The 14,168-nt window shown below is 74.3% G+C and carries 14 protein-coding genes; 5 read left to right on the top strand and 9 right to left on the bottom strand.

Annotation, left to right across the window (positions count from 1 at the left end; all coding sequences use genetic code 11):
- The 5 genes from ACQP2F_RS10085 to trpC all read right to left on the bottom strand — a co-directional run bounded on the left by ACQP2F_RS10085 (window position 1) and on the right by trpC (window position 5,306).
- The gene (locus ACQP2F_RS10085; RefSeq protein WP_433302760.1) at window positions 1-1,188 is read right to left on the bottom strand and encodes an FAD-dependent oxidoreductase; all 1,188 of its coding nucleotides are present in this window, start codon (window positions 1,186-1,188) and stop codon (window positions 1-3) included.
- A 12-nt stretch (window positions 1,189-1,200) separates the two neighbouring features.
- Window positions 1,201-2,367, bottom strand: a complete 1,167-nt coding sequence (gene lgt, locus ACQP2F_RS10080; protein WP_433302758.1) for a prolipoprotein diacylglyceryl transferase — start codon at window positions 2,365-2,367, stop codon at window positions 1,201-1,203.
- Between the two features lie 97 nt (window positions 2,368-2,464).
- Window positions 2,465-3,268, bottom strand: a complete 804-nt coding sequence (gene trpA, locus ACQP2F_RS10075; protein ID WP_433302756.1) for a tryptophan synthase subunit alpha — start codon at window positions 3,266-3,268, stop codon at window positions 2,465-2,467.
- Window positions 3,265-4,506, bottom strand: a complete 1,242-nt coding sequence (gene trpB, locus ACQP2F_RS10070) for a tryptophan synthase subunit beta (RefSeq protein ID WP_433302754.1) — start codon at window positions 4,504-4,506, stop codon at window positions 3,265-3,267. The genes trpA and trpB overlap by 4 nt, the downstream gene beginning before the upstream one ends.
- On the bottom strand, window positions 4,503-5,306 hold the full coding sequence (gene trpC / locus ACQP2F_RS10065) for an indole-3-glycerol phosphate synthase TrpC (protein WP_433307435.1): 804 nt from the start codon (window positions 5,304-5,306) through the stop codon (window positions 4,503-4,505). The genes trpB and trpC overlap by 4 nt, the downstream gene beginning before the upstream one ends.
- Before the next feature lie 359 nt (window positions 5,307-5,665).
- Here trpC and ACQP2F_RS10060 point away from each other — a divergent pair, with 359 nt between their 5' ends.
- On the top strand, window positions 5,666-5,920 hold the full coding sequence (locus ACQP2F_RS10060) for a hypothetical protein (protein WP_433302752.1): 255 nt from the start codon (window positions 5,666-5,668) through the stop codon (window positions 5,918-5,920).
- Between the two features lie 33 nt (window positions 5,921-5,953).
- Here the strand turns inward: ACQP2F_RS10060 and ACQP2F_RS10055 are convergent, their stop codons facing one another.
- From ACQP2F_RS10055 to hisI, 4 genes are read right to left on the bottom strand one after another with little or no spacing between them, the layout of a single operon-like run.
- On the bottom strand, window positions 5,954-6,847 hold the full coding sequence (locus ACQP2F_RS10055) for a hypothetical protein (protein WP_433302750.1): 894 nt from the start codon (window positions 6,845-6,847) through the stop codon (window positions 5,954-5,956).
- A 51-nt stretch (window positions 6,848-6,898) separates the two neighbouring features.
- On the bottom strand, window positions 6,899-7,465 hold the full coding sequence (locus tag ACQP2F_RS10050; RefSeq protein ID WP_433302748.1) for a Trp biosynthesis-associated membrane protein: 567 nt from the start codon (window positions 7,463-7,465) through the stop codon (window positions 6,899-6,901).
- A complete protein-coding gene (locus ACQP2F_RS10045) occupies window positions 7,462-8,994 on the bottom strand; it encodes an anthranilate synthase component I (RefSeq protein WP_433302746.1) in 1,533 nt (510 codons plus the stop codon). Before ACQP2F_RS10045 ends, ACQP2F_RS10050 begins: the two co-directional genes overlap by 4 nt.
- On the bottom strand, window positions 8,991-9,407 hold the full coding sequence (gene hisI / locus ACQP2F_RS10040) for a phosphoribosyl-AMP cyclohydrolase (protein WP_433307433.1): 417 nt from the start codon (window positions 9,405-9,407) through the stop codon (window positions 8,991-8,993). Before hisI ends, ACQP2F_RS10045 begins: the two co-directional genes overlap by 4 nt.
- A gap of 337 nt (window positions 9,408-9,744) precedes the next feature.
- Between hisI and ACQP2F_RS10035 the strand changes: the two genes are divergently transcribed.
- The 4 genes from ACQP2F_RS10035 to ACQP2F_RS10020 all read left to right on the top strand — a co-directional run bounded on the left by ACQP2F_RS10035 (window position 9,745) and on the right by ACQP2F_RS10020 (window position 14,166).
- On the top strand, window positions 9,745-11,961 hold the full coding sequence (locus tag ACQP2F_RS10035) for a hypothetical protein (protein ID WP_433302744.1): 2,217 nt from the start codon (window positions 9,745-9,747) through the stop codon (window positions 11,959-11,961).
- A 122-nt stretch (window positions 11,962-12,083) separates the two neighbouring features.
- Window positions 12,084-12,812, top strand: a complete 729-nt coding sequence (locus ACQP2F_RS10030; RefSeq protein ID WP_433302742.1) for an ABC transporter ATP-binding protein — start codon at window positions 12,084-12,086, stop codon at window positions 12,810-12,812.
- Window positions 12,809-13,546, top strand: a complete 738-nt coding sequence (locus tag ACQP2F_RS10025) for an ABC transporter permease (RefSeq protein WP_433302740.1) — start codon at window positions 12,809-12,811, stop codon at window positions 13,544-13,546. Before ACQP2F_RS10030 ends, ACQP2F_RS10025 begins: the two co-directional genes overlap by 4 nt.
- A gap of 8 nt (window positions 13,547-13,554) precedes the next feature.
- On the top strand, window positions 13,555-14,166 hold the full coding sequence (locus ACQP2F_RS10020) for a TetR family transcriptional regulator (RefSeq protein WP_433307431.1): 612 nt from the start codon (window positions 13,555-13,557) through the stop codon (window positions 14,164-14,166).
- Window positions 14,167-14,168: the final 2 nt, after the last annotated feature.

The raw sequence follows: 14,168 nt of genomic DNA, 5'->3' as shown, positions 1-14,168 counted from the left end.
TCAGTCCGGGGGCAGCCAGTCGGCGGCCTGGGCGTGCCCACCCAGGATGCGCGGCCGCATGTGGTTGAGGGCGGCGTCGCGGGCCCGCAGCGCGAGACGCCCGCGCGCCTGCACGACCGCCGACATGCGGCGGGTCTGCCGGACCACGGTGGTGGTGCGGGGGCGGCGGAGCCTGCTGTACGCCTCGATGGCCGTGCCCAGTCCTTCACCGGGCGCCGCCTCGGCGGTCAGCGCGCGCAGCGTCGCCGCGTCCTCGAACGCCAGGCACGCGCCCTGGCCGAGGTGGTGCGGCATGGCGTGGGCGGCGTCGCCCAGCAGCACCACGCCGCCGGTGCCGGACCGGAAGCCGTACGCCCGGGGCAGCGGACGCAGCTCGCGCACCTCCTGCGGCAGCAGGTCGTCGGGGGTGGTCGCGGCGAGCAGGTCGCCCACCGGCGCGTGCCAGTCGGCGAACCAGCGGCGCAACAGGGCCAGCTGGGTGGCGGGCGGTTCGGGCCGCGGCGCGCCGGCCGCGGTGGCCACCCAGTAGACGCCGCCCTTGCCGGCCGCGCGCTCGCCGAGCGGGATCGACACGAACCGGTAGCCGGCGCCGAGCGTCTCGCCGCCGGCCCGCTGCTCGTCGGTGAGCCGGGGCACCCGATAGCCGGGGATGACCGCCTGCCACGCCGCGAAGCCGGAGCCGACCGCGGCCGACTCCGGGGCCAGCGCCCGCCGGACCGGGCTGTCGATGCCGTCGGCCGCCACCACCAGGTCGGCCTCGATCAGCGTGCGGCCGTCGCCGACCGCGGGCCGCTGGCGCCGCCCGGTGCGCACGGTGGTCACGGCGAAGCCGGTGCGGATCTCGACCCGGTCGCCGAGGCCGGCGACCAGCGCGTCGTACAGGTCCTCCAGGTGCACCACGCAGGGCGCCGGGCCGGCGCCGGCGCGGGACCGGGGGGCGACCAGCCACTGGCCGTCGGGACGGCGCACCCCGCCGTCGGGCATCGGGGTGGCGATCGCCGACCAGCCGCCGTCCGGGTCGAGCGACTCCAGCGCGCGCCGGCCGTTCGCCCAGAGCACCAGGGCGGTCGGCGGGGCGGCGACCCGCTCACCGCGCTCGAGCAGGACCACCCGCCAGCCGGCGCGCGACAGGGCCCCGGCGGTGGCCAGACCGGCCATCCCCGCGCCCACCACCACCGCCGTGCGCACGACGACCGCGCGTCAGTTCTCGTCGGCCGGGCGGGCAGCCTTGTCCACATCGGTGTCGCCGCCGGTCACACCGTCCGGCCCGTTCGCCGCCTGGGCGCCGGTGGCCAGCACCGCCTCGGTCTTGCCGGCCGGGCCGGCCGGGTCGGTGTCGTCGGGGTGGCCGCCGGCCGCGATCTCCTCGGCCCGGTCGGCCTCGGTCTCGGGCGGCAGATAGCCGTTGCGGCGGTACTCCTCGAACCGGTGCTCGCTGACCACCTGGTAACCCTTGGGGGCGCGGCGCGGCTCCGCGGCCTCCGGCTCACCCTCGGCGGCCGGCTCCGGCGCGGTGGTGGGTGCGTCGTCGGGCACCACGTACGCCCGGGGGCCGCGCACGAGCACGAAGTAGGCGAGCGCCCCGAGGAAGACGACGATGGCCGTGAACACGTTGAGCCGGATGCCGAAGACCTTGTTGGCCTCGTCGATGCGCAGCATCTCGATCCAGAACCGGCCCGCCGTGTAGGCCATCACGTACAGCGCGAACGCCCGGCCCCGGCCGAACTTGAACTTGCGGTCGAGCAGCCAGACCAGGGCCGCCACGCCCAGGTCCCAGACCGCCTCGTAAAGGAACGTCGGATGATAGAGACCGGCCTTGGTCACCGGCTCGCCGTCGATCACCAGCGCATGGCCCGGGTTGTTCTGGTCCATGTCGTGCACGCGCAGGCCCCACGGCAGCGTGGTGGCCTTGCCGTAGAGCTCGTTGTTGAACCAGTTGCCGAACCGGCCGATCGCCTGCGCGACCGGCAGGCCCGGCGCCAGCGAGTCGGCGAAGACGCTCAACGGCAGGCCGAGCTGACGGGACGCGATCCACGCGCCGAGGGCGCCGCCGGCCACCGCGCCCCAGATGCCGAGGCCGCCCTCCCAGATGTACAGCGCCTGGATCGGGTGGCCGCCCGCGCCGAAGTAGTCCTGTGGGGAGGTGATCAGGTGGTAGACGCGGGCGCCGATGATGCCGAACGGCACCGCCCACACCGCCATGTCGAGCGAGGCCCAGGGGGCCACGCCGCGATTACGCAGCCGGTACTCCATGATCAGGACGGCGGCGACGATGCCCAGGACGATGCAGATCGCATAGGCCCGGATGGGCAGGCCGAGCACATGCCAGACGGAGGTCGTCGGACTCGGGATCGCGGCAATGTTCACGGGTGCACACGCTACCGTCGCGATGCGCGCGGCGGTTGCTCAGGGCTCGCCTACTTTCGCGCCTTGCGCACGCCGTCCGCGTACGCCTGGCGGCCGTCTAGGCGTGCACTCCGCGCACGCCCTCGGCCAGCTCCGCGCTCAGCGCCCGCAGCCGGGCCTGACCGGCCGCTTTGTCGGGGGCGTCGAGCACGCAGCGGATCAGCGCCGAGCCCACGATCACGCCGTCCGCGAACGCCGCCACCTCGGCCGCCTGCGCGCCGTTGCCGACACCGAGGCCGACCCCGACCGGCATGTCGCGGTCGGCCTGGCGCACCCGGGCGACCAGGTCGGGGGCCTGCCGGGACACCGAGGTGCGGGCGCCGGTGACGCCCATCAGCGCGGTGGCGTAGACGAAGCCGCGGCAGTGGGCCACGGTCATCGCGATCCGCTCGTCGGTCGAGGACGGCGAGACCAGGAACGTCCGGTCGATGCGGTGCTGGTCGGACGCCGCGATCCACTCCTGCGCCTCGTCCGGGATCAGGTCGGGCGTGATCAGGCCGGTGGCCCCGGCCGCGGCCAGGTCGCGGGCGAACGCGTTCACGCCGTACTTCTCGATCGGGTTCCAGTACGTCATCAGCACGACGGTCGCCCCGGCCTTGGCCACTGACTCGATGATGTGCAGCGTGTCGCGGGTGCGGACGCCGGCGGCCAGGGCGATGTCGCTCGCCTTCTGGATCACCGGGCCGTCCATCACCGGGTCGGAGTAGGGCAGCTCGACCTCGATGACGTCGCAGCCGGCCTCGTGCATGGCGATCATCGAGGCGATGCTGTCGTCGACGGTCGGGAAGCCGGCCGGCATGCACCCGACCAGGACGGCCCGGCTCTCCGCCTTCGCCTTGTGGAAGGTGTCGGCGATGCTCATTCCTGCTCCCCCGGGACCAGCGTCTCGACCTCATCGAGGATGCCGAAGTAGGCGCCGGCGGTGTGCACGTCCTTGTCACCGCGGCCGGACAGGTTGACGACGATGGTCGGCGTGCGGCCGAGCTCGGCGGTCAGCTCCGGCACGATCCGCAGGGCGCCCGCGACGGCGTGCGCGCTCTCGATCGCCGGGATGATGCCCTCGGTGCGGCACAGCAGCTGGAACGCGGCCATCGCCTCGGCGTCGGTCACCGGCTCGTACGTGGCCCGGCCGGTGTCGTTGAGCCACGCGTGCTCGGGGCCGACGCCCGGGTAGTCCAGCCCGGCGGAGATCGAGTGGGACTCGACCGTCTGGCCGTCGTCGTCCTGCAACACGTACGTCCGGGCGCCGTGCAGGACCCCCGATGAGCCGCCGGTGATCGACGCCGCGTGCCGCCCGGTCTCGACGCCGTCGCCGCCCGCCTCGAAGCCGTAGAGGCGCACGTCGTCGTCGGGCACGAAGGCGTGGAAGATGCCGATCGCGTTGGACCCGCCACCGACGCAGGCCGCCACCGCGTCCGGGAGCCGGCCGAGCTGGGCCAGGCACTGCTCGCGGGCCTCGACCCCGATGCCGCCCACGAAGTCGCGGACGATCTCCGGGAACGGGTGCGGTCCGGCCGCGGTGCCGAGCAGGTAGTGCGTGGTGTCGACGCTGGCCACCCAGTCGCGCAGGGCCTCGTTCAGCGCGTCCTTGAGCGTACGGGAACCGTTCGTCACCGGGACCACCGTCGCGCCCAGCATCCGCATGCGGGCCACGTTCAGCGCCTGGCGCTCGGTGTCGGTCTCCCCCATGTAGACGACGCACTCGAGGTCGAGCAGGGCGGCCGCGGTCGCGCTGGCCACGCCGTGCTGGCCGGCGCCGGTCTCGGCGATCACCCGCGGCTTGCCCATCCGCTTGGCCAGCAGGGCCTGACCCAGCACGTTGCGCACCTTGTGGGCGCCGGTGTGGTTGAGGTCCTCCCGCTTGAGCAGGATCTCGGCGCCGGCGTGCTCGCTCAGCCGCCGGGCCCGGTAGAGCAGCGACGGGACGCCCGCGTAGTTGGTCAGCAGGTCGGCGAACGCGGCCTGGAACTCCGGGTCGGTCTTGGCCGACCGGTACGCCGCGTCCAGCTCGTCGAGGGCGCGGACCAGGGCCTCGGGCACGAACCGGCCGCCGTAGCGACCGAAGTGACCGGCCAGGTCGGGCAGCACCGGCGCGCTCATCGGACCGGCCTCGGCGTCGCCGGGTGGTTGCCGGCGTTGACCAGCTCGGCCACCGCGTCGCGCGGCGACTTCTGGGTGACCAGGCCCTCGCCCACCAGCACGGCGTCGGCGCCGGCCGACGCGTACCGGATCAGGTCGTGCGGACCCCGCACGCCGGACTCCGCGATCTTCACGACGTTGTTGGGCAGGCCCGGCGCGATGCGCTCGAACACCGACCGGTCGACCTCCAGCGTGCGCAGGTCCCGGGCGTTGACCCCGATCACCTTCGCGTTCGCCTCCAGAGCCCGATCGGCCTCCTCCTCGTTGTGCACCTCGACCAGCGCGGTCATGCCCAGCGACTCGATCCGCTCGAGGAGGCCCATCAGAACGTTCTGCTCGAGGGCGGCCACGATCAGCAGCACCAGGTCGGCGCCGTGCGCGCGGGCCTCGTGCACCTGATAGCTGGAGACCACGAAGTCCTTGCGGAGCACCGGGATCTGCACCGAGGCGCGCACCGCGGCGAGGTCGTCGAGCGAGCCGCCGAACCACCGGCCCTCGGTGAGCACGCTGATGCACCGGGCGCCGCCGGCCGCGTACTCCCCGGCCAGGTCGGCCGGGTCGGGGATGTCGGCGATCGCGCCCTTCGACGGCGAGGACCGCTTCACCTCGGCGATCACCGCCACGCCGGGCTTACGCAGCGCCGCGTAGGCGTCGATGGCCGGCGGCGCCGCCGCGGCCGCCTGGCGAACCTGCTCCAGCGGCACCCGCTCCTGCCGGGCCGCCACGTCCTCGCGCACTCCGGCGAGAATCTCCTCCAGCACGTTCTGCGGCCCGCCAGTGCCCGCTTCCGCCTGCTGATCGGATGTCACTAACGACTCCCCTCTCCGGGTGTCCCTCGCCCGATGCTAGGAGGTGGCGGTGGTCGGCAAGCCCCCGGGGGTATGGCGCGCCTCACGAGGTGGACTGCGGCATAATGCCGCCTGCTCGCGCGTCGTGTCACTTCAGTCACAGCGATCCCAGGCCGCTGTGCTGCGGGAACTCCACTGATCGGAGGATGCGGCGGCGCGTTGATGCCGTCGTCACGGCCGGGAAACAACCATCGGCCATGCTCAGGACAAGGCACACTGGTTCCCGGCGTTCCGCGGGACGCCGGAAGCAGAAGATCGACCTGGAGCAGACCATGGCCGTTTCGCAGCACACCCCGACGCCACCGGCGGGCCTCGCGTCCGTCTCGCGCGCCTTCGTGTCCGCCGCCGCCGACCTGGTGACCAACGTCCAGCGCGCCGTGGTCGGCCCCGAGAAGATCCGCACCGCCCGCGACAACGCGTGGGACGCGATGCTCGCCGACCAGGCCCGCAACCAGGCCCGGGCCGACGTGGCCCGCGAGGTGGCCCGCCAGGTGGCGGCCCGCCGCCAGTTCGCCCAGGCTCGCTGACGCTTCTCCGGCGCCCAACCTCGCTGACGCTTCTCAGGCGCAGTCGAAGCGGTAGTCGAACGGCCGGTCCGGGCAGTCGACGCACACGAAGAGATAGATGCCACCGACGTCGCCGAGCATCAGGCCGGCCGGGTTCTGCACGGCCCGCCACGGGTGGTCGCCGGCGGCGTCGAAGCCCCAGCCGTCCATCGCGGCCCGGTCCTCGACCGGGATCCAGCGCTTCTCGTCGCCGCGGCTGAACTCCCAGCTCGCGATCGTGGCCAGATGCCGCATGCCGGCGCCGCACGCGCACACCGGCCACTCCGGGCTCTGGGTCCAGCCCGGGTAGCCGCCGGCCTTGGTGCCGGAGGCGACGGCGAGGTCGGTCTCGTAGTGCCAGCCGGTCTCGGCGGCCAGCCGGGCGCACTTCTGCTCGATCGCCAGCCACACCGGGCCGGGCAGGTCGTCGCTGGGATATTCGGTGACCCGCTCGGGATGCAGCACGCACGGGCCGGGCACCAGCCGCGGGTCGGACTCGGCGTCGGGCCGGGGCGCGGTCAGCACGTCGGCGATCTCGGCGCGGCGGCGCCAGCGCAGTTGGGGGCGGGGTGCGCCGTCCGGCTCATGGTCGAACGGGCACCACAGCACCTGCAGCACGTCCGCGCCGCCGGGGAAGGGCAGCTCCGGGACGTCGTCGCGGAACAGCTGCAGGACCGGCACGAGCGGCGCCTCGGGCTCGGCCGGTCCGTCCCCGTGGTCGCCCCCGACGGGGCCGTCGCAGAACGGCCACGGCTCGTCGGCCGGCCAGAGCAGGGGGCCACCCATCGAGCTCTGCGCTGCGGTGGGCGCGCCGGGGCGCGGGTGAAGTCGCACGGCGATGCGCGCGAACGGTCTCAGCTCGGGAAACTCCGCGCGCATGTCGATCGGCGCCTCGGGTGTGGTTCGCACACCGCGGGATCGTACTGAGCCGGGCGTCGTCGTGGTGCCCCTCCGCGGAGCTCAGCCGGCGGTCGGGTCGTCCCCGCGGTCGAGCGCATCCCAGGCGGCACGGTGATCGACCGGCGTCGTGGACCGCTCGCGACGCGGCTCGGCCACGGTCTCGACGCTCTCCGCAGCGAGCGGTTTCCGGTCGTAGCGGGCCGACATCCGCGGCCACCGATGACCCCGCAGGGCTGCGGTCACCCCGCCGGCCGCGATGATGACGCCGCCCACGGCGCACGCCACCGGCCACAACGTGCCGCCCGCGCCGGCCGCTCCCGGATCCAGACCGGCCCGTCCGGCGATCGCTCCGATCAGGACACCCAGCCCGGCCAGGGCCAGCACCACGCCGAGCGCGCGCCGCAGCCGGCCGGCCGTGGCCAGCAGCGCGCCGGTGCCGGCCAGCGCGACCAGGGCCAGGCCGGTCACCCACGGCTCGAGGTCGGTGCCGGTCCGGGCCTCGCGCAGGTCGGACATGCCGGGACGCGGCGTGAGGTGGATCGACCAGGTGCGGGTGATGGCGTACAGCGAAAGCGCCGCGCCGGCCAGGCAGGCGGCGAGCGTCAACGCGTACGACCGGCGGCTCATCGTGCGGCGCGCAGCGTCTCGGCCGAGGCGATCGCGGCCAGGACCGCGGCCGCCTTGTTGCGGGTCTCGGTCTCCTCGGCTGCCGGATCCGAGTCGGCGACGATGCCCGCGCCCGCACCGACGTACGCCGTGCCGTCCTTGAGCAGCGCCGTGCGGATCGCGATCGCCATGTCCATGTCGCCGGCGAAGCCGAAGTAGCCGACCGTGCCGCCGTAGAGCCCGCGCCGGGTCGGCTCGAGCGACTCGATGATCTCCATGGCCCGGACCTTGGGCGCGCCCGAGAGCGTGCCGGCCGGGAAGGTCGCGGCCAGCGCGTCGAACGCCGTCCGGTCGTCGCGCAGCTCACCGGTGACGGTCGAGACGATGTGCATGACGTGGCTGTAGCGCTCGATGCGGGCGAACTCCGGCACCTCGACCGTGCCCGGCTTGCAGACCCGGCCCAGGTCGTTGCGGCCGAGGTCGACCAGCATGACGTGCTCGGAACGCTCCTTGGGGTCGGCCAGCAGCTCGGCGGCGAGCGCGGTGTCCTGCTCGGGGGTGGCGCCGCGCCAGCGGGTGCCGGCGATCGGGTGCAGCAGCGCGCGGCGGACGCCGGCCTCGTCCGCGCTGACCTTCAGGTGGGCCTCGGGCGAGGAGCCGACGATGTCAAAATCATCGAAGCGCAACAGATACATGTACGGGCTGGGGTTCGTCGCCCGCAGCACCCGGTACACGTCGAGGGGGTCGGCGTCGGTCGGCCGCTCGAAGCGCTGGGCCACGACGATCTGGAAGCACTCCCCGGCCCGGATCGCCTCCTTGGCCTCCTCGACCGCCTTCTGATATTCCCCCGGCGCGGTACGGCTGACGGGCTCCCCCGCCGGACGGCGGTCCACCGTGGAGATCATCGGCGGGGTCGGGCGCGACAACGCGGTGGTCATGGCGTCGAGCCGCCCGACCGCGTTGTGGTACGCCGCGAGCCGCTCCCGCTCGCCGGCGCCGTCGGACAGCACCGCGTTGGCGACCAGGATCGCCGAGCCGTCGTAGTGGTCGAGCACCACCAGGTCGGTCGCCAGCATCATGCCCAGCTCGGGCAGCGCCAGGTCGTCGGTGGCCGTCGACGGCAGCCGCTCGAACCGCCGCACCAGGTCGTAGCTCAGGTAGCCGACCATGCCGCCGGTCAGCGGGGGCAGCCCGGCCTCGGCCGGACCGTCGGCCAGCGCCGCGACCGTGGCCCGCAGCGCGGTGACCGGGTCGCCGCCGGTGGGCACGCCGGCCGGGGGGACGCCCAGCCAGGCCGCCTCGCCGTCCCGCTCGACCAGGGTGGCGGCGCTGCGCACGCCGATGAACGAGTAACGCGACCAGGCCGCGCCGGACGGCCCGGCGCCCTGCTCGGCCGACTCGAGCAGGAACGTGCCCGGTCCGCCGGCGAGTTTGGTGTAGACACCGACCGGGGTCTCGCCGTCGGCGAGCAGCCGCCGGACCACCGGCACCACCCGCCGGCGCTGCCGCAGGAAGGTCGCCTCGTCCGGGCTGACCGCGCCGCTGGTCATCGACCCTCCCCCGTGGTGGCGGGCGTCGTGACCGGCAGCTCGGTGAAGAAGCAGTCGTGGGCGCCGGTGTGGCAGGCCGCGCCGACCTGCTCGACGGTCACGAGCAGCGCGTCACCGTCGCAGTCGAGCGCGACCGACTTCACGTACTGGTGGTGGCCGGAGGTCGCGCCCTTCACCCAGTACTCCCGGCGGCTGCGCGACCAGTACGTCGCCCGTCCGGTGGTCAGCGTGCGATGCAGCGCCTCGTCGTCCATCCACGCCAGCATGAGCACGTCGCCGGTGCCGTGCTCACGCACGATCGCGGCGACGAGGCCGTCGTCGGTGCGCTTGAGACGGGCCGCGACGGCCGGATCCAGGTCGGTCTTGACTGCCACGCCACGATTCTCCACCCCCGCGCGCGACACGCCCGACAGGCCCCGCGGCCGCGCCCACGATCCGGGCGCCGGGGACGCTCACGATCCGGGCACGGGGGATGTGCCGGGACGTCCGGTTCGGTACCGTCGTCAAGCGCCGCGCCCGGCCCAGGGCGTGGCCGCCCACCCGGCGGATGAGGGTCAGCGCAGCTCACGGGCGCGGGTGGTGCATCCACGCGACGGGAGTCTTAAGCCCATGGAGCCGACGTCCAGCCCCGACAACTCACGGTCACCGCGCGGTCTGTCGCGCTTCTGGCCGGTTCATCGGGAGGGCGAGGAACCGTCCGCGGAGGCCCGTCCGGACGACCCGGCGGTCGCCCGTCCGGGTGAAACCGAGATGGTTGCCCTGGGTTCGCGACGCGCCGACCCGGCCGGGCTGATCGTGCCCGGTGTCCCCGGCACCCCGGGCCCGGGTGGGGCTTTCGGTCCGCAGCGCTTCGGCGGCGACCGCCCGAACGGACCGCGGGCGGTGGCGACGGGTGGGCCACTGGCCTCGGGAGCGGGTGGACCGGGCGGCGGCTCGCCGGGGCCGGACGGGGCGGGCTCGGCGCCGGCTTCGGGAGCGCGCGGCGGCGTGAGCGGTCCGGGCGCCGGCGGTGGGATCGGCGCGAGCGGCGGGATCGGCGGGATCGGCGCGGGCAGTGGGATCGGCGCGAGCGGCGGGATCGGCGCGAGCGGCGGGATCGGCGCGAGCGGCGGGATCGGCGCGAGCGGTGCTTCGCGGGACGGCGGCGCGACGCGGGGCGGAGCAGCAGACGGCGACGCGACGCGGGGCGGAGCGGGAGACGGCGACGCGGCACAGGGCGGAGCGGGAAGCCATGGTGACGCACCGCGCGAGGAGGCGGCCCGGGCCGGTGACGCTCCGGATGGTCGCGCGGGCGGACCGGGCGACGGCACACGCGGCAAAGCGGGCGGCGGGCCGGACGGGGACGGGAACGACGGTTCCGCGGGCGGGCGGCCGGGGGCGGATGCGGCCCGGGAGGGCGATCCCGATCACTCCGGCGCGTCGGAGACCGGCGAAGACGCAGCTCAGGTCGTAGAGTCCCGTCGGGCCAGGAACCCCTGGGACCGGGACACCGGTGCGTTCGGTGGCTTCGGGCTCGGCGGCCGCAACGGGCGGTTCCTGTTCGGGCGCGGGACCGACGACCATCGGGGTGGCCGCAACGGGCACGGCGACGCGGAACCGGGGCGCAACGGTCACGGTGACGGGCAGCGCGGGCTCAACGGTCACGCGGGCCCGGAACTGAACGGACGGACGAGGAAGCCGGACGACGAGACGTCTACTGTGGATGGCTCCGTGCCGGTGGTGGCCGGCGGCGCCGAGCCGGCGGACGCAAGCGACGAGAACGGGCGTGATGACATGAACGGACGGGCCGACTCCGCTCCGGTGGAGGACACGGCCGACGCCGGGGGGCGCCGTCAGGCGACCGGCTGGGCGTCCGCGCCGACCTCGACCAACCCGGTGATCACGCCGACCTCGGGCGCGCCGGTGTCGGCCACGCCGGTCTCGCCGGGGTCCCACCCGGGCGGGTTCGGACAGCCGCCGACCTACGTGCCCGCGCTGCCCGACCCGGCCGCCGGCCCGGTCTCGGGCGTGCCGGCGCCGCGCATCGGCACTCCGCCCGCGCCGGCCAACGCCGAACGGGCCACGGCCGAGCGGCCCAACGCCGAACGGACCACGGCCGAGCGGGCCGACGAGCCGCGCGCCGCCGGCTCCGCGCCGGTCACACCCCACTCCCCGGCCGGCCCGTCGTTCGACGCCCCCGGCGGCCGGGCGAACCCACTCGGAAGTCCGGCGACCCCGCTCGGCAGCCCGGCGACCCCGCTCGGCAGCCCGGCCACCCCGCTGGGAAACCAGGCCACCCCGCTCGGAAACCCGGCCACCCCGCTCGGCAGCCCGGCCACCCCGCTGGGAAGCCAGGCCACCCCGCTCGGTAGCCCGGCCACCCCCCTGGGGAGCCCGGCCACTCCGCTCGGAAACCCGGCGACCTCACTGGGAAGCCCGGCGGGCCGGCCGAGCGTGACCCCACCGGCCGACCAGGTCGAGATCGCCCTGCCCGGCGCCACCCTCGGCAGCGGCGCCACCCTCGCGAGCCCGGCCTCGCTACGCACCGACACCGACCGCCGGCCGTGGGAGGACGAGAGCGCCCTGCGCCCGCCGGCCCCCCGCCGCTCGGCCAGCCTCGAGGACGCCGAGCCGGCCCGTCGCGGCCGCCGCGCCGCGCCCGACACCGACGACGAGCCGGCGGCCGAGGAGCAGGCCCGCCCGGGTGACGTCGAGGCGGGGCACATCGCGTTCTGGGACGACGACGCCACCCGCCACTTCCGGGCGGCCTGGCACGAGGTCAAGGCCGAGTTCGTGGACGACCCGGTGCGGGCCCTGACCCGGGCCCACGACCTGCTCACCGACGCGGTCAACGAGCTGACCGAGGCGCTGCTGGCCGAGCGGGACGAGCTCGACCCGCTGCGCGGCACCGCCACCCCGGACACCGAGAGCATGCGGATGGCGATGCGCGGCTACCGGGAGTTCCTGGACCGCATCCTCGCCCTGTAGCGCGCCCGACCAGAAGCGCCCCGCCGGTCCGAAGACCGGCGGGGCGCTTTGTCGTGGGGACTTTGACAGATGCCGAAAAACCCCTTGCCGCAGAATTCATCGTGCGTTGAAATCATCGCGTGATGAATTATACGAGTGCGATCGAGGTAACCAACCTGGTCGTGGAGCGCGGGCACCGGCGGGTGCTGCGCGGGATCAGCTGTGCGATCCCGCCCGGCAGCGTGACCGGGCTGCTCGGGCCGAGCGGCAGCGGCAAGACCACCTTCATCCGCGCCGTGGTCGGCGTGCAGATCGTCAAGTCCGGCACGGTGACCGTCCTCGGCCGGCCGGCGGGCAGCGCCTCGCTGCGGCGCGAGGTCGGGTACGTCACGCAGGCGCCCAGCGTCTACGCCGACCTGTCGGTGCGGGAGAACGCCCGGTACTTCGCCCGGCTCTACGGGCTGGGCGCGGCCGACGCCGACCGGGCGATCGCCGACGTCGGGCTCGCGTCCGCGGCGCAGCAGCTGGTCGGCAACCTCTCCGGCGGGCAGCGCAGCCGGGCGTCGCTGGCCTGCGCGCTGATCGGCTCCCCGGCGCTGCTGGTGCTGGACGAGCCGACGGTGGGGCAGGACCCGGTACTGCGCGCCGACCTGTGGGGCAAGTTCCACGAGATGGCGGCCAACGGCACGACGCTGCTGGTGTCGAGCCACGTGATGGACGAGGCCGGCCGCTGCGACCGGCTTCTGCTGATCCGCGACGGCGACCTGATCGGCGACGACACGCCGGCGGCGATCCGGGAGCGGGCCGGCACCGGCGATCTGGAAGAGGCGTTTCTCCGGTTGATCCGCGAGCGGGAGCAGGTGGCGGCATGAGCATCGGGATCACGGTCGCGACGTCCGGGCGGATCGTCCGGCAGCTGCGGCACGACCGGCGCACGGTGGCGCTGCTCATCGTCGTGCCGGCGCTGCTGCTCGCGCTTCTCTATTTCATGTACGAGGACTCGGCGCCGACGTTCGACCGGGTGGCCCTGATCATGCTGGGGATCTTCCCGTTCGTGATCATGTTCCTGGTCACCAGCATCGCGATGCTGCGGGAGCGGACCAGCGGCACCCTGGAACGGTTGCTGACCACGCCGCTCGGCAAGGTCGACCTGCTGTTCGGGTACGGCGCGGCGTTCTCCCTGGCGGCCGCCGTGCAGGGGGCGGTGGCGACCGGCGTGGCGTACTGGCTGCTCGGTTTGGACACGCTCGGCAGCCCGGCCCTGGTCGTGCTCATCGCGGTGGTCAACGCGGTCCTCGGCGTCGCGCTCGGCCTGCTCTGCAGCGCCTTCGCCCGTACGGAGTTCCAGGCCGTACAGTTCCTACCGGTGGTGGTCGTGCCGCAGATCCTGCTCTGCGGTCTGTTCGTCCCGCGCGAGCAGATGGCCGGCTGGCTCCAGGCGATCTCCGACGTGCTGCCGCTGACCTATGCGGTCGACGCGTTGATCGAGGTGGGCCGCTCGGCCGAGGCCACGACCACGATGTGGCGCGATCTGATCATCGTGGCCGGCGCCGCGATCGTCGCCCTGTTCCTGGCCGCCGCGACCCTGCGGCGGCGTACACCCTAGGAGCCGTGTTGGTCAGAAGGAGCGGGCGGCGCCCCGGCAACCAGGACACCAAAGCGTCCATCCTGGAGGCCGCCCGCCGGACCTTCGCCGAGAAGGGCTTCGACCAGGCCTCGGTCCGCGGCATCGCGGCCGAGGCCCAGGTCGACCCGGCGCTCGTGCACCACTATTTCGGCACCAAGGAGAAGCTGTTCCTGGCGGCCATGAACGCGCCGATCAACCCCGGGGAGCTGATTCCGCAGGCCCTCGCCGGTCCGCGCGAGCAAGCCGGCGAGCGGCTGATCCGGCTGGCCCTGGGCGTGTGGGACTCGCCGGCCGGGTCGGCGGCGCTGGGCATGTTCCGCTCGGCGCTGAGCAACGAGTGGACGGCGCGGCTGCTGCGGGAGTTCGTGGTCACCCAGATCCTGCGCCGGGCGGTGAGCGAGCTGGTGCCCGATCCGGCCGAGGCCCCGATGCGATCGGGCCTGGTCGCCACCCAGATCGCGGGCGTGATGGTGGCCCGTTACGTGCTGAAGATCGAGCCGCTGGCGAGCGCGCCGATCGAGACCCTGGTCGCCGCGATCGGGCCGAACGTGCAGCGCTTCCTGATCGAGCCGATGCCCGAGGTGTTCAAGCAGGAGTAACG

Source organism: Actinoplanes sp. CA-030573, assembly GCF_050951115.1.
In the GTDB taxonomy this organism is placed as follows: domain Bacteria; phylum Actinomycetota; class Actinomycetes; order Mycobacteriales; family Micromonosporaceae; genus Actinoplanes.
This window is presented reverse-complemented; position numbering and strand designations above follow the sequence as displayed.